Annotated in this window: 18 protein-coding genes, 3 tRNA genes and 2 pseudogenes; 16 read left to right on the top strand and 7 right to left on the bottom strand. The window is 62.5% G+C overall.

The genetic code is table 11. The features are described 5' to 3' along the window. Positions 1 to 55: 55 nt before the first annotated feature. Positions 56 to 130: transfer RNA gene (locus AYJ54_RS24820), tRNA-Thr, on the bottom strand. Between the two features lie 169 nt (positions 131 to 299). Continuing rightward, the gene (locus AYJ54_RS24815) at positions 300 to 788 is read right to left on the bottom strand and encodes a hypothetical protein (RefSeq protein WP_063702905.1); all 489 of its coding nucleotides are present in this window, start codon (positions 786 to 788) and stop codon (positions 300 to 302) included. Between the two features lie 315 nt (positions 789 to 1103). Here AYJ54_RS24815 and AYJ54_RS24810 point away from each other — a divergent pair, with 315 nt between their 5' ends. Both AYJ54_RS24810 and AYJ54_RS24805 read left to right on the top strand, forming a co-directional pair. Then, on the top strand, positions 1104 to 1589 hold the full coding sequence (locus tag AYJ54_RS24810) for a hypothetical protein (RefSeq protein WP_063702903.1): 486 nt from the start codon (positions 1104 to 1106) through the stop codon (positions 1587 to 1589). 58 nt (positions 1590 to 1647) lie between these two features. Next, positions 1648 to 2136: a hypothetical protein gene (locus AYJ54_RS24805; RefSeq protein WP_063702901.1), complete on the top strand. Its 489-nt coding sequence runs from the start codon at positions 1648 to 1650 to the stop codon at positions 2134 to 2136. Positions 2137 to 2357: 221 nt separating this feature from the next. Here the strand turns inward: AYJ54_RS24805 and rlmB are convergent, their stop codons facing one another. Further along, the gene (rlmB, locus tag AYJ54_RS24800; RefSeq protein ID WP_063702899.1) at positions 2358 to 3188 is read right to left on the bottom strand and encodes a 23S rRNA (guanosine(2251)-2'-O)-methyltransferase RlmB; all 831 of its coding nucleotides are present in this window, start codon (positions 3186 to 3188) and stop codon (positions 2358 to 2360) included. A gap of 211 nt (positions 3189 to 3399) precedes the next feature. Between rlmB and AYJ54_RS24795 the strand changes: the two genes are divergently transcribed. Continuing rightward, positions 3400 to 3485, top strand: a tRNA-Tyr gene (locus tag AYJ54_RS24795). A 94-nt stretch (positions 3486 to 3579) separates the two neighbouring features. Continuing rightward, positions 3580 to 3822, top strand: a complete 243-nt coding sequence (locus AYJ54_RS24790) for a GIY-YIG nuclease family protein (protein ID WP_063702897.1) — start codon at positions 3580 to 3582, stop codon at positions 3820 to 3822. Positions 3823 to 3847: 25 nt separating this feature from the next. Here AYJ54_RS24790 and AYJ54_RS24785 read toward each other — a convergent pair whose 3' ends face one another. Then, positions 3848 to 4879, bottom strand: a complete 1032-nt coding sequence (locus AYJ54_RS24785) for an LLM class flavin-dependent oxidoreductase (protein WP_063702895.1) — start codon at positions 4877 to 4879, stop codon at positions 3848 to 3850. Between the two features lie 101 nt (positions 4880 to 4980). Then, positions 4981 to 7038, bottom strand: coding sequence for an ATP-dependent helicase (locus AYJ54_RS24780; protein WP_063702894.1), 2058 nt, complete (start codon positions 7036 to 7038; stop codon positions 4981 to 4983). A gap of 127 nt (positions 7039 to 7165) precedes the next feature. On the opposite strand from AYJ54_RS24780, the gene AYJ54_RS24775 reads away from it, so the two are divergent. Next, positions 7166 to 7756, top strand: coding sequence for a TMEM175 family protein (locus AYJ54_RS24775; protein ID WP_063702892.1), 591 nt, complete (start codon positions 7166 to 7168; stop codon positions 7754 to 7756). A 9-nt stretch (positions 7757 to 7765) separates the two neighbouring features. Here the strand turns inward: AYJ54_RS24775 and AYJ54_RS24770 are convergent, their stop codons facing one another. Next, entirely contained in the window at positions 7766 to 8146 is a 381-nt protein-coding gene (locus tag AYJ54_RS24770; protein ID WP_063702890.1) for a YciI family protein, read from the bottom strand. A gap of 206 nt (positions 8147 to 8352) precedes the next feature. Between AYJ54_RS24770 and AYJ54_RS24765 the strand changes: the two genes are divergently transcribed. The 11 genes and pseudogenes from AYJ54_RS24765 (at position 8353) to AYJ54_RS24715 (ending at position 18785) form a co-directional block, all read left to right on the top strand. Next, positions 8353 to 8538, top strand: coding sequence for a hypothetical protein (locus tag AYJ54_RS24765; protein WP_063703354.1), 186 nt, complete (start codon positions 8353 to 8355; stop codon positions 8536 to 8538). Continuing rightward, positions 8511 to 8768, top strand: coding sequence for a hypothetical protein (locus AYJ54_RS24760; RefSeq protein ID WP_347337229.1), 258 nt, complete (start codon positions 8511 to 8513; stop codon positions 8766 to 8768). Before AYJ54_RS24765 ends, AYJ54_RS24760 begins: the two co-directional genes overlap by 28 nt. Positions 8769 to 9119: 351 nt before the next feature. Further along, positions 9120 to 9193, top strand: a tRNA-Gly gene (locus AYJ54_RS24755). A 565-nt stretch (positions 9194 to 9758) separates the two neighbouring features. Further along, on the top strand, positions 9759 to 10166 hold the full coding sequence (locus tag AYJ54_RS24750) for a hypothetical protein (protein WP_063702888.1): 408 nt from the start codon (positions 9759 to 9761) through the stop codon (positions 10164 to 10166). Between the two features lie 196 nt (positions 10167 to 10362). Further along, complete coding sequence (locus AYJ54_RS24745; protein ID WP_063702886.1) at positions 10363 to 11214, top strand: sulfurtransferase; 852 nt, start codon at positions 10363 to 10365, stop codon at positions 11212 to 11214. A 20-nt stretch (positions 11215 to 11234) separates the two neighbouring features. Next, positions 11235 to 11477, top strand: coding sequence for a hypothetical protein (locus AYJ54_RS24740; protein ID WP_201724252.1), 243 nt, complete (start codon positions 11235 to 11237; stop codon positions 11475 to 11477). Between the two features lie 235 nt (positions 11478 to 11712). Then, a pseudogene (locus AYJ54_RS54080) lies at positions 11713 to 11853 on the top strand (double zinc ribbon domain-containing protein); the annotation flags it as partial. Between the two features lie 63 nt (positions 11854 to 11916). Next, positions 11917 to 14019 carry an AAA family ATPase gene (locus tag AYJ54_RS24735; RefSeq protein ID WP_063702885.1) on the top strand — a complete coding sequence of 701 codons (2103 nt, stop codon included), beginning with the start codon at positions 11917 to 11919 and terminating at the stop codon, positions 14017 to 14019. 1618 nt (positions 14020 to 15637) lie between these two features. Next, positions 15638 to 16810 carry an efflux RND transporter periplasmic adaptor subunit gene (locus AYJ54_RS24725; protein ID WP_136623907.1) on the top strand — a complete coding sequence of 391 codons (1173 nt, stop codon included), beginning with the start codon at positions 15638 to 15640 and terminating at the stop codon, positions 16808 to 16810. 24 nt (positions 16811 to 16834) lie between these two features. Further along, a complete protein-coding gene (locus AYJ54_RS24720; RefSeq protein WP_063702880.1) occupies positions 16835 to 17530 on the top strand; it encodes an ABC transporter ATP-binding protein in 696 nt (231 codons plus the stop codon). 22 nt (positions 17531 to 17552) lie between these two features. Then, on the top strand, positions 17553 to 18785 hold the full coding sequence (locus tag AYJ54_RS24715; RefSeq protein WP_063702879.1) for an ABC transporter permease: 1233 nt from the start codon (positions 17553 to 17555) through the stop codon (positions 18783 to 18785). 238 nt (positions 18786 to 19023) lie between these two features. On the opposite strand, the pseudogene AYJ54_RS47770 reads toward AYJ54_RS24715, so the two are convergent. Next, positions 19024 to 19784 (bottom strand): annotated as a pseudogene (locus AYJ54_RS47770) (IS5 family transposase). Positions 19785 to 19852: the final 68 nt, after the last annotated feature.

Genomic DNA, 19852 nt, shown 5'->3' with positions numbered 1-19852 from the left:
CCTTGATCAATTCGGGGCCTTGTGCGGCTCGCAGCGTACGTGCAGGGCGGACAAATGGTGCCGGCTGAGGGGATTGAACCCCCGACCTTCGGTTTACAAAACCGCTGCTCTACCGCTGAGCTAAGCCGGCCGCTCCAGGGGAACTGGACAGTCGCCGCCGTGGCGCCGGCGCTTTCGACTGTGCGCGGTGGCAATATCAGACTTGTTCCGAAAGTACCAGAACACGATGGCGCCAGAGCGGAAAGAAACAGGCGGCCCTTGCGGGGCCGCCTGACATGCCAGGTCTCGAAACGGGGCGGTTACTGGCGGAGGTGCTGACGGCCGTCCTCACCCTTGTAAAGGGTGCCGGGCCGGCAAACGATGCCGTTGCGGGCCGCGTAAGTATCCCAGTTGCCGTACCAACCGGTTTCGCTGCGGCCGCCGTAGTAGCCGTTGGAATTGTCATAGGCGTACGAGTTGTCCCAACTGCGGAACGGCGCTGAGGCAACGGCTGCCGCGGTACCGACGGCGGCGCCAGCAACAGCGCCCGCGTTATCCACCGGCCAGAAGCCGCTATTTGGCCTGTTCAAGTCATTGTAACGGTTCGGCTGGCGATAAGCCGTTCGCCGATATTGTCGATCTTGACGGCTGGTGGCGTAGGGGCTGCCGCGGCCCATGTTCTGGCAATTGGCGCTCGGGAACATGGATTGGCAGTTGTCGGGATTGGAGAAGGACGCTTGGCCCAGTGCAGGGCTCGCCACTGCGGACGCAGCGATCGCAACCGCGCCGATCAGTTTCAGGCTCGTCATGGCATTTACTCCATGTGGTTGGACCGTTGCTAAGCGCAACCGTTACGGAGTCGTTCCGTAGTTTCGTGCGAGCGGGGTCACATGGCCGCGACCCGCAAAGGATGTACAGTTTATGCCATGCAACCCGGATGGTTTTTGCATCCTTGTCGTGCGGCAGCCGGCTGCGTGGCATTAACGCTTTGATAGCGCACTTGCCGGCATTTGAGGCCTTCTCAAGCGTTACGCATTAGGCTTACCGGAATTAATGCAGCCGGCCTTAACCCTCTGCCTGTTGCGATCGGATAGGTTGCGGGCCGGATAAACCGGGGCCTCTTCATGCGCGTTTTCGCGCTCGCAACCCTTTTGATCGGACTGCCCGCGACGGCGTTTGCCGACGGCGGCTTCGATATCGTCATTCCCGGCCGTCCCGGCGTGCCCATCATCATCAACGGCATCGATGCGTCCTATGCGGTCGTCGAGGGGACCTGGGGCCTGGGCAAGAACGTCCAGGTGCAGCCCACGATCTATGGCGGACGCTACATCGGCGAGCGGCAGCCTTCCGACGTCGGCCATTATTATCCGACCCTCGGCTTGCAGCCCGGCTACGGCCGTCTCGAGGTCGAGCCGCCCGCAAACCGCAAACTGCCGCAGCCGGCCGAGAGCTATTACCGGAGCTGGGGCGCGCAGTCCGCGCCGTTGCCGCCGCAGATGGATATTCCCACCGATCCGCCGCCGGTGATTCTCGCACCGGAGATCAACGTCAATCCGCCGCGTCGTCGGCTGCCGCCTCACGCGGAAGGGCCCGCTAGGCCGCCCAAGTGACGACCGAAACAAACAAAGCAAGTCAAATCCAACGAACGAAAATCGACAGGAGAGAGTAATGCGTCAAATGATTTCGGGACTGGTCGCGGCGGCTGCCGTGATGTTCGTGGGCGCCGCGCCCGCCATGGCCTGCGGCTTTTCGCCGTGCGCGCCGGTTGTCCCGGTCTATACCGGCTGCAACACCGGTTGCGGTAGCTGGGGTTATGGCCCGGGTTATGGCGGTTGGGGCTTTGAGCACCTCGCCGAGCCGGCCACGCAGTATTACTACGTCAACCAGGGCCCGACCTACACCGGCCCCGGCGCCTTCGCGCCGTATCCGACCTATCGAGAGGACGCGGTCGTCGCGCCCGCCAATTACGGTTACGGCTATGGCTATCGCGCCGCTGCCTATCCCTATCACCGTCCGTACTACCGTCCGTATCGCTACGGCTACGGACCGCGTTACGGCTATCTGCCGCGCGTGCACTACGGCAACGGCCCGCGCTATGGCTATCGCTACGCGCCGTACTATTACCGCGGCCACCGCGTGCTGCGCCGCTATTACTGATCGCCGGATCGGTTGAGTTAGAGAAGCGCCCGTTCGCGTGATGCGGACGGGCGTTTTGTTTTCCGTCTAGCCACGCAAAAGGCGCTCCCTCTCCCGCTTGCGGGGGAGGGCTGGGGTGGGGGTGCTTCCGCAATGAACACTCCTCAAGAGTAGAGAGCCCCCACCCGCCGCGCTTCGCGCGTCGACCTCCCCCGCAAGCGGGAGAGGTAAAGAGAGATCGCCTACCCCTTCATCAACCCCAGCCGACTCGCGCCGACATAGAGCGAGAGCACGGCGGCGTTCGACACGTTGAGGCTCTTGATCTCGCCGGGCATGTCGAGCCGCGCCACGACGCTGCAGGTCTCGCGCGTCAATTGCCGAAGACCCTTGCCTTCGGCGCCGAGCACGAGCGCGAGCGGCTCGCGCAGCACGACCTCGCTGAGGTCCTCGCTGCCCTGGCTGTCGAGGCCGACGGTCTGGAAGCCGCGCTCGTTCAGCGCGGTGAGCGCGCGGGCGAGATTTTGCACGGTGACAACAGGCACGAGCTCAAGCGCGCCGGAGGCAGCCTTGGCCAGCACGCCGGTCGCTTCCGGACTGTGCCGCGCGGTGGTGACGATCGCCTTCACCGCGAAGGCGGCGGCAGAGCGCAGTATCGCGCCGACATTGTGGGGATCCGTGATCTGGTCGAGTACCAGCACCATGCCCTCTTGCTTCAAGGTCTCGATCGCGGGCGAGGGCAGGGGATCGGCCTCCGCGAGCAGGCCCTGGTGCACGGCGTCCGGCGAGAGCAGGCGGTCGATCTCCTGGGGCCGGACGATCTCGGGCTCGACGCGGGTCTCGATGTTTTCCTCCGCGAGCCGCCGGGCGGCGTTCTCGGTCAGCGTCAGCTTGCGGATCCGCCGCTGGGGATTGGCAAGCGCCATGGTGACGGTGTGCCAGCCATAGAGGATGACGGGCCCGTCTGACGCCGAATCACGGTCGCGCCAGGCTGGTCGACCGGGCGATTTCCCCGGTCTGTTAAAGGGCTTAGCCCCGCCGCGGGGGCCTCTGGGGGCGAATTTTCGATCCTTCATGCGCTCGCTTGTGTCACGGGTTCCGGAATATGGCAATTTGACCGTCCAAAGGGGCTATTTTAGCTGTTCGCCTCGGTTGACTTTGCCCCATCCCTTCGATCATAAACGCGCCCGGCCGCTGCCCCATATCCCGGGCTGTTGCGGTCTTCACGTCTCCATGGCCGTTTTCGGTCCGCCGGCAAGGTCCGGCCCGAAAGTGCTGCCGTCGAGCGGGGGAGTGTCCCGAGTGGCAAAGGGAGCTGACTGTAAATCAGCCGCCTCATGGCTTCGCAGGTTCGAGTCCTGCCTCCCCCACCATCCTGCTTCGCGCTGACGCGCTTCGCAGGATTGCCGCCTGTTTCTGCGCGAAGCAGGGTGCCCTCCGAAGCCTTGGCGAAGGAGGGCGGCGTCCATGTACTATGTCTATCTTCTGGAAAGCGAAGCTTTCGGTGACCAGCGCTATATCGGCCTGACGACCGATCTCAAGCAGCGCCTAGCGCATCATAACGCCGGTAAATCTCCGCACACTTCCAAATATAAGCCCTGGCGGCTGGTGACGTATGTGGCCTTCTCCGACATCGGGAAGGCGCGAGCCTTCGAACGCTATTTGAAGTCCGGTTCGGGACACGCCTTCGCGAAGAAGAGACTCTGGTGAGCGAAAGCGAAGCCGGGCTTCCGTCTCACCCCATCATCTCCCTGACCATCGGCACCACCTTGCGCCCATAGAGTTCGATGCTCCGCATCAGCTTCTCGTGCGGCAGGGGACCGGCCGAATACTTCAACTGGAAGCGCGTGATGCCGAGTGCCTTTGCGGTCGCGGCGATTTTTCGTGCGACGGTTTCGGGCGAGCCGACATAGAGCGAGCCGTGCTCGGCCTCGTTGACAAACTCGTCGCGACCCATCGGCGGCCAGCCGCGCTCCTTGCCGATGCGGTCGCGCATGGCTTTGTAGTCACCCCACAGCTCCTCGCGCGCCTGTGCATCGGTCTCGGCGACGTAGCCGGGCGAGTGCACGCCGATCGGTTTTACCGGGCGGCCGAATTCCTTGAAGGCGCGGTGATAGAGCTCGACGTAGGGCGCAAAGCGCGTGGGGTCGCCGCCGATGATCGCGAGCATCAGGGGCAGGTCGTAATGCGCGGCGCGCACCACCGATTGCGGGCTGCCGCCGACGCCGATCCACGTCTTCAGTGTGCCGTTCTCGACCGGCGGATAGACCAGCTGATCCCTGAGCGGCGGACGCAGCTTGCCTTCCCAGGTCACCGGCTTCTGGGACAACAGCGCAGCGAACAGGTCGAGCTTCTCCTCGAACAGCTCTTCGTAGCGGTGAAGGTCGAAGCCGAACAAGGGAAAGGATTCGGTGAAGGAGCCGCGCCCGAGGATTACCTCGGCGCGTCCGTTGGAGAGCGCATCGAGCGTCGCAAAGCGCTGGAAGACGCGAATGGGATCGTCCGAGCTCAAGACCGTCACGGCCGAGCCGAGATGGATGCGCTTGGTGCGCGCTGCGATGGCGGCAAGCACGGTCTCGGGAGAAGAGATCGCGAAATCGGCGCGGTGGTGCTCGCCGAGGCCGATGAAATCGAGACCGAGTTCGTCGGCCAGCACCGCCTCGTCGACGACGTTGCGGATCACCTGCGCATGCGCAAGCATGGCGCCGGAGGCGTCCTTGGTGACGTCGCCAAAGGTATCCAGTCCGAATTGAAGCGGTGCGGTCATCGATCAGGTCTCTGTGGGGAGGATTGTCGAGACTTAATGGACGGCTGCTGTGCCACAAGGTGGCTTTTGGAAATGCTCGGTTTCCGCTCTTTCGACCCGGCCTACCGCCACATTCCCCGCATCCGCGCGCCAATGTCGATCTTCGGGCCCTGCGTGGCGGTGCGCGCCGCGCCGGCGGCTGCGCGCGGCCACGCCGTGCGCTCGAACAGGTAGACCAGCGATTCCGGGATGAAGCGGGTGCGCGAGGCGTAGACGTGGCGGTCGCCCTTGGCGGCCTGACCGTGGGTGAAGAAGCGCTGCGGCACGACGAGGTGCAGATCGTCCTTGGCGCGCGTCATCGCGACATAGAGCAGGCGGCGCTCCTCCTCGAGCTCGGCGCTGGTGCCGGCGCCGAGATCGGAGGGCATGCAGCCGTCGACGACGTTGAGCACGAACACCGACTTCCATTCCTGGCCCTTGGCGGAGTGGATGGTGGACAGGATCAGATAGTCCTCGTCGCGCAGGGGCGGGCCGGCCTGGTCGGAGGTCGCATCCGGCGGATCGAGCGTGAGCTCGGTCAGGAATTTCTCGCGCGAGACGTAGCCGCTGGCGATCTGCTCGAGCTGCATGAGATCGGCGCGGCGGGTCTCGGAATCCTCGTGGATGCGATCGAGATGCGGCTCGTACCAGAGCCGCACGCGCTCCAGATCAGCCGGCCATTCCGAATAGCGCAGGTTTTCGACCGTGCGGACGAAGTCGATCCAGTCGGCGCCGGTGCGCGGCGGGCTCGGGAGCTGGCTGAGTGCATGTAGCGGGTCGGTACTCTGGGCCATTTGGTCGAGCACGCGCTGCGCGGTTGCGGGGCCGATACCCGGCAAGAGATGCAGGATGCGGAAGCCCGCGACGCGGTCGCGCGGATTTTCGGCGAAGCGCAAGAGCGCCAGCACGTCCTTGACGTGCGCAGCATCGAGGAATTTCAGCCCGCCGAACTTGACGAAGGGGATGTTGCGGCGGGTCAGCTCGATCTCGAGTGGACCGGAATGCGAGGAGGTGCGGAACAGCACCGCCTGGTGCTTGAGCAGCGCACCTTGCTCGCGGTTCGCCAGCACCTCCTCGACGACATAGCGGGCCTGGTCGGCCTCGTCGTGCACAGTGACGAGCTGCGGCTTCTGTGCGGAGGTGCGGTCGGTCCAGAGATTCTTGGTGAAGCGTTCGCGGGCAAGACCAATGACGCCGTTGGCCGCCGACAGCACCGCCTGCGTCGAGCGGTAGTTGCGGTCGAGCGTGATCATCTCGGCGCGGGGCGAGAAACTCTGCGGGAATTCCAGGATATTGCGCACGGTGGCGGCGCGGAACGAATAGATCGACTGGGCGTCGTCGCCGACGACGGTGAGCCCGCGGCCATCGGGCTTCAGCGCCAAGAGGATCGAGGATTGCAGGCGGTTGGTGTCCTGATATTCGTCGACCAGCACGTGATCGAAGCGGCCGCCGATCTCCTCGGCAATCAGCGCATCGCTCATCATCTGCGACCAGTAGAGCAGCAGGTCGTCATAATCGAGTACGTGCTGGGCCTGCTTGGCTTCGACGTAAGCCGCGAACAGGCCTTTCAGCTCGGCAGCCCACCCCGAGCACCAGGGATAGTGCTGGCCGAGCACCTTCTCGATCTCCATCTCGGCATTGACGCAGCGGGAGTAGATCGACAGGCAGGTGCCCTTGGCCGGAAAGCGGCTCTCGGTCTTCGACAGCCCGCGCTCGTGCCGGACCAGATTCATCAGGTCGGCGGAATCCTCGCGGTCGTGGATGGTGAAGGCGGGATCGACGCCGATGCGCTCGGCATATTCGCGCAAGAGACGCGCGCCGATGCCGTGGAAGGTGCCGGCCCAGGTGAGGGCGTCGCGCATGATCGCGGCGTTGTTTTCGCCCAGCACTTTTCGCGCGATGCGCTCGACCCGGCCGGCCATCTCGGCCGCCGCGCGGCGGGAAAACGTCATAAGCAAAATGCGGCGGGGATCGGCGCCGGCGACGATCAGATGCGCGACGCGGTGCGCGAGCGTATTGGTCTTGCCGGAGCCCGCACCGGCGATGACGAGCAGGGGGCCGCCCACGGTCGCGCCATCGGCCACGCCATGCTCGACGGCGCGGCGCTGCTCCGCATTGAGCGTGTCCAGATATGTCGCCACGAATCGCCCCGGTGAAAGCGCCAGACTCGGCGATCTGCCTGCGAATCGCAATGCGGCTGGACGGAACCGGGATTAGGACCTAGGGAAAAAGCAGGCAAAAGTTCCAGCCCGCAGAGCGCGCCCAGGGATGACCGAGTTCAAGCCCGACCAGTTCGAGATGAGGCGGCTGGAATCGCTCAGCAACACCATTTTCGGCGTCGCCATGACGCTATTGGCCTACGACCTGCCCAAGGCCGCGGTTTTCACCAGCGCCCCCGACTGGAGCGATCTTGCCCACGTCTATTCCGGCAAGCTGGCCGGCTTTGCGCTCAGCTTCATCATCGCCGGCGTGTTCTGGATCAGCCACCACCGGCGGCTCGCGCGCCAGCCCGTCGGCAGCCGCGGCATGGTGATCCTCAATCTGTTCTTCCTGCTCTCGATCGTGCTGCTGCCGGTGACCAACGGCCTCTACACCAATTACGGCATGAGCAGTGCGGTCGCCGTGCTGTACGGCCTGCACCTGACCGCGATCGCCGGCCTCAACGCCTGGCTGTGGTGGACGATTTTGGGCGGCTGGCGCCATGAAATCATGGCCTCGCTGTTTCCGCTGCTCGTGTTTGTGCCGGGCACGATCGTTGCGGCGGTCGCGCCGCGTGCCGCGCCCTTCATCTGGTTCATCGCCTTCGGCGGGCTGCTGATCCAGCGCTTCTACACCGCGCCGACGAAGCCGGATCCGTAAGCCGTCGGATCACCCTGGCGTTGCGCCAAACCCATCGGCCGGCAGGAAAAGCTTGATCGGGCGGATCTCATAGACTGCGCCCGGATTGGCCTTGCGCAGCTCGCGCGCCGCGGCGATCGCGCCGTCGTCGCTGTCGAACTCCATGATGTAGAAGCCGAGAAGCTGCTCCTTGGTCTCGGCGAAGGGCCCATCCAGCACCATGCCCGCGCCGGGCCCGCGCAGCGTGCGGGCCTTCCGGGTCTCATCGAGCCGGGCGGCCGGCCCGAAATGGCCCTTGGCCCGCAGCGGCTCATGGGCGGCGCTCAAATTGGTCATGACGGTCGCGTCCTCTTCCGCTGTCCAGGACAGGACCTCGTCTTCCACGTGATAAGCCAGGATGGCGTAGAGCATCGTCACCTCGTCTGTTTTGGCTGCGAACGTTCGAAGGACGTATCACCTCGGCCGCTGCCGACAATGCCGGAAGGCAAAATATTGCGTCGTGGAGGTTGCGACGAAACCGCCCCGAAACCCGATTACCGCTCTGAGAGGTGAACGTCGCCCGCAACGACCGCGACTGATGGCCACGAAGAACACTGCAAGCAATGTCGGAGGCGGCAATGTCGGGTCAGACCATCAGGATCATCTGTGACGCGTGGCGGGCGGCAAAGCCCGATACCGCGGATTTGCATGATCAGGCCGGCCATCACCGCTATTACGGCAGCTCCGCAGAGAACGGCGGCGAGCGGATCATCGAAAGCCCTCGCGGAAAGCGTCCGTGCGCACTCGATGTCCGCGGCTTCTAGCGCTCTCGCGACGAGACGAAGCGCCCGATGACCGTCTCGCAGGTATCGATCGCAACCTGCCGTTCCTGCTCTCGCTCGTGAGCCCGACGACCAGGGCGATGGCGCCCTGTCTTCTGGCGAGCGTCCTCGCCGTGCTGCTGAGCGGCGAGCCTCACCGGGCGGCGACGGCTTGGTGCGTCGGCATGCTGATCGCCGCCGTCGCCGTGCGTGCGCGCCTTCGCACGATCTGAGCCGGAGCCCCGGCCACAGCTCATCCCAAAAGACAGGTCATCCCAAAAGAAAAGGCGCGGCGGGGACCGCCCGTCGCGCCGGATTTCTTGTCTCGCTGGTCCAGGGCTGAGACCGCCCCGAGGCCGAGCCTTCAGTCAGAGCTCAGCGGGCGATCCCAGCGAGGTGACAGCGCTTGAGATAAGACACTGGATCACCTCCTTTCGTTGGTTTCGGGAGAGTTTGATATAGGCCGCGAAGCCGCCGCTGTTAAGGGGAGGCGGGCCGGGGCGGAACCAGGCCTGTTCGCAAGCCGAAAAGCCGTCCCCGGAGCAGTTGAGACCGCTGCCTAGCCGTGTTAGGGAGCCCGTAACGCGGGTGTAGCTCAATGGTAGAGCAGCAGCCTTCCAAGCTGAATACGAGGGTTCGATTCCCTTCACCCGCTCCATTCTGCGATTTTTCACGCCTCCCTACGATTTTCTGCGATCGCTTTCGCCGGATGGTCGCGCTCAGGCTCCCAGGGACGAAGCTTTGCGTTAGCCCGCCAACTGGGTGTAGGTCGGGTTTGTCTCCGAGAGCTGACCTTCTCAAGGCAATTATGGTCTTCGGCTCGGGGCCAACTCCGGAAATTCTGAGCGCGCAGTCGTCGCCTCCAGACACGACGCCGATCGGATCGTGGGGCTGATCGGACCGCGCGGCCGGTCAGTCTATATTGGTTGGCGGAGGGAAGCTGGTGACACCGGATCAGGTCTCCAGCCTTCAGGCTCTAGCCAATTTAACCTATTGTGCACTTTCGATGCTGTTCCTCAAGGGCGTCAGGTCGCATATAATGGAGCTGCCCTTGAAACGGGATAGCCGAAATCGCCGTCCGGGGCGCATGAGCAGTACTGATGCCATCGGCAGGCACGCTCTCTGAAGAGACCGACGCTTTTTTCGGTTCGCACCACATTCACCTTCCACGAAATCGCGCGCCGCTTCTGCGGGGCTCGTTCCGTGACGTTAGGAGAACAGCGATGAACAGGATCGATCGAAGGTCAGCATTGGGAATCGGGTTAGCAGCGGCCTCGGCGGCCATGGTGAAGCCAGCCGCCGCTCAAACCACGGGCTACAAGGATGAGACGCCCTGGCCAGGTGTCGTGGTACGCGCTTACGATGGCGAGACATCATCCATCATCCCAGGTTTTAAGAGCGTCTCGATGCGCGATATCATCATGCAACCGGGATCGAAGACAATGGGTCCCCCGATGATGAATGCCATGGTCTGCCATATCACGGAAGGGGAGCTACGGGTTGAGCAGGAAGGAAAGACCTTCACGGCGAAGAAGAACTTTGTCTGGACCTGCAACAAGGACACAAAAGAGCAAGCGTACAACGATGGGAACGTGGTCGCGATCATGCGGATCACGGACCTGAAGGTATAAGGCTTGCTTTTCAGGTGGGTTGCCGCTCGTCGGCTCGGGCGGCGCACCGGTTGCGGCCGATGAGGCTAAGGAGCCATCCTCGACGGATGGCGGCACGAGTTTATGTGGGGGCCGAGTCAGGGCGATCCGTTCGACCTGAGTGACCACACTGGCACCCGCCGCACGGGCGCCGATGAAACCAGTAGGGAGGATTCTCATGAGCCAGTATGCTGATCCCGAAGTGCTAGTTGACACTGGCTGGGTGGCGGCGCACCGGGGCGATCCGAACGTGCGTCTCGTCGAAGTCGACGTCGACACGGGTGGGTACGACCAGGGGCACATTCCGGGTGCGATCGCGTGGAATTGGACAACACAGCTCTGCGACACGCTGCAGCGTGATATCATCCCGCCTGATGAGTTCAGACGCCTGATGGAGGAGGCAGGGATTGCGAACGACACGACCGTGATCCTATACGGCGACAACAACAACTGGTTCGCCGCCTGGGCACTGTGGCAGATGAAGATCTACGGTCACTCCGACATTCGCCTGATGAACGGCGGGCGCCGCAAATGGCTCGAGGAAGGGCGCGAGCTGACGACAGACGTGCCGCAAATCGCCCGCGCCAGCTATACGCTGCCCGACGAGCCCGATTTCTCGATTCGGGCTTATCTTGGCGACGCGCAGGCGGCTGCGGCGCAAAAAAGCGCCGTGCTGGTGGACGTGCGCAGCCCCGACGAGTTCACAGGGCGGATCCTGGCGCCGCCCGGCCTTCCCGAGACATGCCAGCGTGGCGGGCACGTCCCGGGCGCGCGGAACATCCCCTGGGCCAAGGTCTGCAACGAGGACGGTACCTTCAAGTCGGCAGACGAACTTCGTGCTCTCTACGAGGGTGAGGGAGTGTCGCCGGATCGTCCGACAATCGCCTATTGCCGTATCGGCGAGCGCTCGAGCCACACCTGGTTCGTGCTCAAGTACCTTCTCGGCTACCCCGACGTGAAGAATTATGACGGTTCCTGGACCGAGTGGGGCAATCTTGTCCGCGCGCCAATCGAGCGTGCCGCCGCGTGATTGTTCGAAGGAGGAGCGCCATGCCAAGCGAAACGGTGCTGCGCGCCGAGGGCTATCGGCGCCGGCGAGATCGCCTCGAAGGCTGGGAGGTTGGCATCGCCTCGTATAAGCTCGGTGGCCGGTACTGCTGCGAGGTAGAAAATGTCAGCGTGGGAGCCCGACTGGCGCGAGGCGAAGGGACCACCCGCGAGGAGGCGGAAGCCGAGGCGCTCAAGAGGGCAAGAGAGTTGTTGGTGAGAACGCGGGTGTACCCGTCGCGCTGACAATTTGCGCAAGAAGTCCGCATTCGGCCGCGTTCAATTCAGGCGCGGCTTTTCCTTTCCCGGCGGCGGCACCCCGGTCAGCCTTACTGCAGATCGTGAGCCCAATCGGCCCCCCGCGGCGCCAGCGATTTGATTTCACGTTTGGCAGGGCGAGGCAGAGCAAGGCCGCTGGTGCAGGGCGAGCTCGTTGTGCTAGACTTTACACAACGCGGCTGGCCGGGTCAGGGAGCGGCGCATGGAATGTCCGAGCTGCCGGGCCGACATTCCGGAGGACAGCAAGTTTTGCGACGAGTGCGGCGCGGCTCTTCCAGGCCGGTGCCCATCTTGTGGTGCGGCCACTCGGTCAGGTGCAAAGTTCTGTCCCGCTTGCGGCAAAAGGCTGACAGCGAACAACCGCGATCCCACCGTTGTGGCGCCAGCGGCTACGACTCCGGATACCGTGTCGGCCGGAGCATCCGCCGAGCGCCGGCAGATCACGGTCATGTTCTGCGATCTCGTCAACTCAACGGCGCTCTCGGCCAGGCTTGACCCCGAAGACATGCGTGACGTGATGCGTGTCTACCACGATGGCTGCGCCAGCGTTGTCAAAAGATTCGAGGGCTTCGTCGCCAAATACATGGGCGACGGCGTGCTTGTATACTTTGGTTACCCGCATGCTCACGAGGACGACGCAGAGCGCGCGGTCCGCGCTGGCCTGGCTCTGGTTGAGACCATCGGCGCAACCGCGCTTCCGCTCGCCGGCGAGCCGAAGCTGCAAGTGCGCGTCGGCATTGCCACGGGCCTGGTGGTGGTCGGCGATCTCATCGGAAGCGGCGCGGCTCAGGAGGAAGCGGTGGTCGGCGAAACGCCGAACTTGGCTGCGCGGCTGCAGGGTTTGGCGGCCCCGAACACCGTCGTGATTGCTGCCGACACCCGGCGCCTAACGGGCGGGCTGTTTGAATATCGCGACCTCGGCGCCGCGACGCTAAAGGGCTTCGCCGATCCGGTGCGGGCATGGCAGGTGGTCGGCCCGAGCGCGATCGAGAGCCGTTTCGAGGCGCTTCGTGCCGCCAGCTCCGGCACACCGCTCATCGGCCGCGATGAAGAGCTGGATATTCTGATGCGCCGTTGGCAGCAGGCGAGCGAGGGCGATGGCCGGGTCGTGCTGCTGTGTGGTGAGCCGGGCATCGGCAAGTCGCGTCTGACCGAGGCGATCGAAGAACGGCTGAATGGCGAGCCGCACACGCGGCTGCGGTTTTTCTGCTCACCTCATCATGGAGACACCGCTCTTCACCCCGTCGTCAGCCAATTGGAGCACGCCGCGGCATTTGAACGGGACGACAACGCCGAGCGCCGGCTCGGCAAGCTCGAGGCGATCCTCGCCCCGTCAACAAAGGACATGAAGCATGCCACCGCCCTGTTGGCGGATCTGCTATCGATCGGCGGCGATCGCTCCCCGGCGCTGCAGCTCAATCCGCACAGGCGCAAGGAGGAAACCCTTGAGGCACTCTTCGCACAGCTCGCCGGGCTAGCCGCGCATCGACCGGTGCTGATGGTATTCGAGGACGTGCACTGGATCGATCCGATTTCGCTCGAACTGCTTGAGCTGACGGTGGAGCGGATTCAGTCCTTGCGGATATTGCTCGTCATCACCTTCCGGCCAGAATTCCCGTCGCCGTGGACCGGCGACGCGCACGTGACGACATTGGCGCTCAGCCGTCTGGGCCGCCGACACGGCGCCGAATTGGTGAACCGCCTCACCGGCAACAAGGAGTTGCCCTCGGCAATCCGTGATCAGATCACCGCTCACGCCGACGGCGTCCCGCTCTTCGTCGAGGAACTGACTAAGGCGGTATTGGAAAGCGGTCTGTTGAAGGACGCGGGTGGCCAATACGTTTTGACTGGTCCGGTGCCGCCGCTGGCGATTCCAACGACGCTGCATGCCTCGTTGATGGCACGGCTCGATCGGTTGGCGCCGATCCGAGAGGTCGCGCAAATCGGCGCGGCGATAGGGCGTGAGTTTTCATACGAGTTGTTGGCCGCCCTGGTCCCCCTATCGGAAAGCACCTTGCAAGAGGCCGTGGAGCGCCTCGTCCACTCCGAATTAATCTTCTGTCGCGGCACGCCGCCCGGCGCCACCTATACGTTCAAACATGCCCTGATCCGGGATGCAGCGTATGCGACCTTGCTGCGCAGCCGACGTCAGCAGTTGCACGCACGGATTGCGAAAATGCTGGAAGATCGGTTTCCGGAGACGGTGGAAACGCATCCTGAGATCCTCGCTCACCATTGGTCGCAAGCGGGCCTGGTCGAGAAAGCGGCCTTTTATGCAGGAAGGACTTGGCTGCATGCCGACGGCTATCAGCGACGGAAGCAGCGCCTCGGTGGTTGGGAGATCGGGGTGGTTTCATACAAGCTGGGCAACCGATATCGCTGCGAGGTGGACAATGTCAGCCCCGGAACACGCCTCGCACGCGGTGAGGGCCCCACTCGGGCGGAGGCGGAAGCACAGGCTCTGAACGAGGCGCTCAAGATGTTGGCCGGAACGCGGGTGCGCTCCTAGCTAACCTGAAGATTACGGCTCCGCCGTCTCCACGATGAAAGTGCGCAACTGGCTGAGCCATTATGGGCGAACCCGATCTGCACAACTCGGGCTGGAGGCAAAAGTCGTGCAGCATGGAAGTCCAAGGCATCGTCTCGAGTTCGGCCGTCGCCAAAAAACCAAAAGCTGTGCGATGAGATGTCCAGTAGCATCTCGTGACTCTCTCTCTCCTCACTCGAGCGTCTGGAAAGGGGCACTCGGGTCGATTTGGCCGCGTTTCGGCTACGTCCGGTTTACCTTTCACAACTGACGTGCAGACAACTGGTTGGGGATCGTCACTTCGGGCCACACGCGGACGCGGACGGCGCGGTGCTGATGCTCAACCTGCTGCAGCGTTGCAGTGCGAAATGCAAAGATCGCTCTACGTTTTGCCTGTGTCGCCGGTGTAGCGAACTCGTGACTCGCCCAAACGAGTAGCGCAAGCACCAGCATTGAGCGGCAAAGGAACATCTAATGAAACGTCCAACAAAACGTCCAACAAAAAATAGGCGACACATTTAAGAGTTTGATGTGTCTAGGAAAAATCGAGCGAAAATTTTGAGTCGGAGCGCTTCACCCGCTCAATCCTACCATTTTCTACCCCGCCCTACGTCTTTCTGCGATCTGGCTCGCTTTTGAACGCTGCGCTCACCAGCTGACCTCCTTGAGACACAGACCGATCTCGACGACTGGCTTGTTGTTCTCATCTTCCGGAGCAGAGCTGCCGATCTAGCGCCAACGCGCCGAACGCCCTTGTGCGAGGCCTTCCGGGGCGTAACGCCACCCGACTTCACGGTGGACTATCAATGCCGACCCGCCGCGTCTGGCGTAGGCATCGCTCCAAGGATCTGACATTCAGAAGAAGGCATCGTCCACGATTTCGATGATTCTGACTCCTCTGTCAGAAACTAACTTCATTCGCAATCGCGGACATTGCACGTTATTCCGCGAGAAATAGGAACCGCGGCAGATCGGCTGCATTCAAGCGTTCGGCGCTGTCAACGAACTTGGCGCCTTGGCAAACGCAAACGCAGAGGAGTTGCCGATGAGAAAACTCGCTATCATTGTGGTAGGCGTATCCTTGGTTACGGGCACTTCCCCGATCCAGGCATCCGACCATCTATTCACGGCTGTAGGTGCCGGTGGCCTGACGACGTCCAGCAACCCGTTCGTCAAAACCAATGGACGGCCAGCCGACCTGGTGCCAGGGCAGGGTAGCCCGCTGTCCGGTGCAGATCACACAACTCCAGCGGTCGAAATGGGGTCGTTGCTTACGCACCATTTCACAGAACCCAACACGAATGCGAACCCCGGCAACGGCACTCTGAAGACACATAAACCGGTCACGGAGGGAAAGACGGCGCCCTCAAGCAACAGTCCGCATACCGCAGTCTTCATACCCTGATCCAGTCGACGGCGATCGCTTCGAATCTCGACTGTGGCGGCGCGCGCACATCTCAGGCTCCCTGAGCCTTGTCGCGCCGCCTGCGGCATCGGAAGGAAAGGCAGCTACGCCTGTTCTCAGCATGGAGCACCGCATCAGCGCGGCGAGATCACTATTCGTACCGACAATCAACTGAACTTTCCTCGAAGCCTTCTAGTGCGTGCAGGGCTGGGAGTTCTTGCGATTGCCGTCACCTTTCCGTTGTGGGCGCCGAATAGTCCAGTCTCCGCAATCGGGGACGACCATGATGATCTGCGCTATGTCAGTATCGCCCGGGACAACGTCGTTCAGAATGTCGTCGCGTCCGGAACGCTCGATGCCGTTGACACGGTCGAGGTCAGCTCACAGCTCTCGGGTCAAGTCGCCAAATTGATGGCCGACTACAATTCCCGAGTCCGGGCCGATGAGCCGCTTGCTACGCTCGACAGCGCGGTCTTTGAAGTCCAGGTCAAGGAAGCGGAGGCCGCGCTTGCGGTCGCGTTGGCGCAACACGAGGAGGCCAAGGCAGCCGTCGAGGGTGCACAGGCGCGCCACGATGATGCCCTACGCGATCTTCAGGTCAAGAGCGCGCTCAGCAGAAGCGGCAGTGTCTCCCAGCGCGACGCCGAGCGCGCGCAGATGGCGGATCGGGCGCTCGCCTCTGAATTGTCCGCGGCCAAGTCACGCGAGCAGATACGGGCCGCCGGAGTCATGGCTGCGCGCGCTTCCCTCGATCGAGCCCGACTCGATCTCGAACGAAGCACCATCAAGTCGCCGATCGATGGGGTCGTCATTCGACGTAGCGTCGAGCTTGGCCAGACGGTGGCGGCGAGCCTGCAGGCGCCGACGCTGTTCACGATCGCGCGCGATCTTTCGGATATGCGCGTTGATGCATCCGTCAGCGAGGCCGATATCGGCGCGGTGCGAACCGGGCAGCGCGCGCTGTTCAGCGTCGATTCTTATCCGGGCCGCACGTTCGAAGGTCGCGTGCTTGAGATCCGAAAAGCGGCGCGGATGGTGCAAAACGTGGTGACGTATGCCGTGATGATTTCGGCGCCCAATCCCGATGATTTGCTGCTTCCGGGGATGACTGCTGACGTCCGTATCGTGGTTCAGGAGCAACAAGACGCGATGGTCGTTCCCAACGCCGCACTGAGTTTTCGGCCAACCCGTGACCGCGCAGATAACCCTGCCCCCGGGAAGGGCGTGGTCTGGGTCCGCACGAAATCTGGCCAACTGGAGCCTGCCACCGTGTCACTGGGCGCGACCGGCGATTCGCTGACCCAGATCCTGTCGCCAGATCTCAAAATGGGCGAACAGGTCGCCATTGGTTATCGAAGTAAACCTTAGTGGAGCCGCCCTGCTGGTTAGCACATGAGTTCGCTCGTCACCCTCGATCATATTCACAAACAGCACCGGCTCGGTAACCAAACCGTTCACGCGCTTTCGGATGTCTGTCTGGAGATCGATCGCGGAGAATTCGTCGCCGTCGTGGGCCCATCGGGATCGGGAAAATCGACTTTGCTTTCGATCCTGGGCTGTCTCGATCAGCCCTCATGCGGGCATTACCATCTCCACGGCGAAAATGTATTTGCGCAATCGAAGATTCGCTTGAGTGAGCTGCGAAATCGGCACATCGGCATTGTCTTTCAAAACTTCAACTTGTTGCCGCGCCTGACCGCGCTCGAGAATGTCGCTTTGCCGCTGTTCTATCGACGCGAGCCAATGCGGAATCCGACCGCGCGGGCACGCGCTGTCCTTGAAGAGGTCGGTCTCGGCGGTCGGATGCGACATATGCCTGCACAGCTCTCGGGGGGTGAGCAGCAGCGCGTTGCAATCGCGCGGGCGATCGTCAACGATCCCGACCTTCTCCTGGCCGACGAGCCAACCGGGGCATTGGATACGAGCACGCGCGATGCCATTCTCGCGCTTCTTGACAAACTGCAGCGCGCCGCACTCACCGTCGTGCTTGTGACCCACGACCCCGAGGTCGCGAGCTATGCGCGGCGTACGATAAAGCTTCGGGACGGCGCCATTATTGGCGACACGGGATGTCACGGCATTGCATGAACTTTGACCGGCGTAGGGCTAAATGCGATCGCTCAGCTATGTTCATCTGGCGTTTCGGTCGGTACGTGCGCACATATTGCGCTCCATTCTCGCCGTGACCGGCATTGTCATCGGCATTGCTGCTGTCGTCATCGTGGTGGCGGTGGCAGAAGGCGCGCGTGCCGAGATCTCGAGGCAGATAAACTCGCTCGGATCAAATCTGTTGCTTGTGCAACCCGGCGCGCAGATCGCGGGGGGCGTGCGACAACAGGCGGGCACCATCCTCTCGCTTACGACAGCCGATGCGTTGGCGATCGCCCGCGAAGTCCCCGACATTGTGATTGCGGCACCGTTCGTCGGTGAGCAAAAGACGACAATATCCGGAGACTTGAACTGGTCGACTCTTGTTGCCGGAGTGACGCCGAAATTCTTTGAAGCGCGGGGCTGGAGACTCGCGGACGGTCAACTCCTAAACGACGACCATGTTGCATCGGCCGCAAAAGTCGCAGTTATCGGCCGCACTGTAGCCCGTGAACTGTTCAGGGGCAGCGACCCGCTTGGCCGTTTCGTCCGCATTGAACGCTCGTCCTATCTCGTCATCGGAGTGCTTGCCGAGAAGGGCCAGGATTTCACTGGTCGAGACCAGGACGACGTCATGTTTATTCCGTTGTCGTCCGCGAAAATCTTCACAATTGGACGCAGTCAGGCCAACCCGGATGCCGTGCATACGATTCTCGTGAAGACGGAGTCCGCTCAGTCGATGCAAGCAGCGGAAACGGCAATTGCCCGCGTCCTGCGGCTGCGCCACAAGATTGTGGGGCGCAAGGCTGACGATTTTCGGATTCAAAACCTCATCCAGGTTGCCCAGACGCGCGACCGCGCCTATCGCCAGTTCACCTCGCTGGTGTCCGCGCTTGCGGGAATCTCTCTGCTGGTCGGCGGCATTGGCGTGATGAACATCATGCTCGTATCGGTCACTGAACGGGTCAACGAGATAGGAGTCCGACTGGCGTTCGGTGCCCGCCCACAAGACATCCGCAAGCAGTTTCTATTGGAAGCCGTGCTCCTGTGCACCATCGGCGGCCTGCTGGGACTCATTGTTGGCTACGTATGCGCACGCGCGGTCCCCTCCGCGTTAGGTTGGCCTATCGAGTTCAACGGACAGATGGCGCTGATCGCGATCGCCTGCTCCAGTCTCGTCGGTATTGTCTTCGGTCTTCTGCCCGCTGAGCGGGCTGCGCGTTTGGATCCGGCTGCGCTACTAAGGTCCGGGTAGTAGTGACAAGACCACGCGCTAGCCAGCGTAAGCCGCGTTCGCCGAACACCGTCCAGAGCGTTTGTCGTCTGGAATTGGCGGCCCCAACGGCGTCCCATGAAACGTCCAACAAAGCGTCCAACACAAGAATTTGCCGTTCTCCTAAGTTGCTGATATGGTGATGAAAATCCGCCGGAAGAAGGCGAATAGGCGCGCTTCACCCGCTCCAATCTTTTCAATCACTTACTAGGGTCCAGACTCAATTGATCCAATAGGCGACGATGGCTGCGATGTGGACGGCAGCCAAGAAGTTTCTGGCGAGTTTATCGTAACGAGTTGCGACACGCCTGAAATCCTTGAGCCGGCAGAAGCAACGCTCGATAACATTGCGCCCTTTATAGATGCGCTTGCTGAAGTTGTGGAAGGTCACCCTGTTGGATTTGTTTGGAATGACGGGCTTGGCGCCACGATTGACGATTTCGGCGCGAAAGCCGTCGCCGTCGTAGCCTTTGTCCCCAATGAGGGCAGACATGGGCGGCGCGAGTTCCAAAAGGGCCGGCGCTGCGGCAATATCTGCGTCCTGGCCCGGAGTGAGATGAAATGCGCAGGGTTTGCAATCAGGGTCGCTCAGCGCGTGGATTTTCGTGGTCCGCCCGCCGCGCGAGCGGCCGATCGCCTGTTCATGTTCCCCCCTTTTCCGCCGCTCGCCGAGCGATGCGCCTTGATCGAGGTGGAGTCGATGGACAAAGTCACGCCATCCTTGCCGCAGCGGGCGAGCGCTTCAAAGATCGCCTGCCAATGTCCGCGCTTGGCCCAGCGATTGAACCGATTGTAGATCGTCGTGTAAGGACCAAAGTCGGGCGGGCAATCGCGCCAGCGCGCGCCACACTGAAGCATGTGGATGATACCGCTGATGATGCGTCGATCATCTTCGCGCTCCGGTCCGGTCTGGTTCGTTGGCAGATGCGGCTTTATCTGAGCCCACTGCTTGTCGTTGAGCCAGAACAGCCCCTTGCGCATCAAAGCCCCCGTGCCGAATCAGTTCGGGTGCAAGAGAATCAGAGCGCGCTAATTAGGTACAGACCCTA

Source organism: Bradyrhizobium centrolobii (assembly GCF_001641635.1).
GTDB classification, from domain to species: domain Bacteria; phylum Pseudomonadota; class Alphaproteobacteria; order Rhizobiales; family Xanthobacteraceae; genus Bradyrhizobium; species Bradyrhizobium centrolobii.
The sequence above is the reverse complement of the archived record's forward strand: the minus strand, read 5'-3'. Positions and strand labels throughout refer to the sequence as shown.

Excerpts from the sequence above, each read along its gene's own strand:
- AYJ54_RS24815 (WP_063702905.1), bottom strand. The coding sequence starts at position 788 with ATGACGAGCCTGAAACTGATCGGCGCGGTTGCGATCGCTGCGTCCGCA.
- AYJ54_RS24810 (WP_063702903.1), top strand. The coding sequence starts at position 1,104 with ATGCGCGTTTTCGCGCTCGCAACCCTTTTGATCGGACTGCCCGCGACG.
- AYJ54_RS24805 (WP_063702901.1), top strand. The coding sequence starts at position 1,648 with ATGCGTCAAATGATTTCGGGACTGGTCGCGGCGGCTGCCGTGATGTTC.
- rlmB (WP_063702899.1), bottom strand. The coding sequence starts at position 3,188 with ATGAAGGATCGAAAATTCGCCCCCAGAGGCCCCCGCGGCGGGGCTAAG.
- AYJ54_RS24790 (WP_063702897.1), top strand. The coding sequence starts at position 3,580 with ATGTACTATGTCTATCTTCTGGAAAGCGAAGCTTTCGGTGACCAGCGC.
- AYJ54_RS24785 (WP_063702895.1), bottom strand. The coding sequence starts at position 4,879 with ATGACCGCACCGCTTCAATTCGGACTGGATACCTTTGGCGACGTCACC.
- AYJ54_RS24775 (WP_063702892.1), top strand. The coding sequence starts at position 7,166 with ATGACCGAGTTCAAGCCCGACCAGTTCGAGATGAGGCGGCTGGAATCG.
- AYJ54_RS24770 (WP_063702890.1), bottom strand. The coding sequence starts at position 8,146 with ATGCTCTACGCCATCCTGGCTTATCACGTGGAAGACGAGGTCCTGTCC.
- AYJ54_RS24765 (WP_063703354.1), top strand. The coding sequence starts at position 8,353 with ATGTCGGGTCAGACCATCAGGATCATCTGTGACGCGTGGCGGGCGGCA.
- AYJ54_RS24750 (WP_063702888.1), top strand. The coding sequence starts at position 9,759 with ATGAACAGGATCGATCGAAGGTCAGCATTGGGAATCGGGTTAGCAGCG.
- AYJ54_RS24745 (WP_063702886.1), top strand. The coding sequence starts at position 10,363 with ATGAGCCAGTATGCTGATCCCGAAGTGCTAGTTGACACTGGCTGGGTG.
- AYJ54_RS24740 (WP_201724252.1), top strand. The coding sequence starts at position 11,235 with ATGCCAAGCGAAACGGTGCTGCGCGCCGAGGGCTATCGGCGCCGGCGA.
- AYJ54_RS24720 (WP_063702880.1), top strand. The coding sequence starts at position 16,835 with ATGAGTTCGCTCGTCACCCTCGATCATATTCACAAACAGCACCGGCTC.
- AYJ54_RS24715 (WP_063702879.1), top strand. The coding sequence starts at position 17,553 with ATGCGATCGCTCAGCTATGTTCATCTGGCGTTTCGGTCGGTACGTGCG.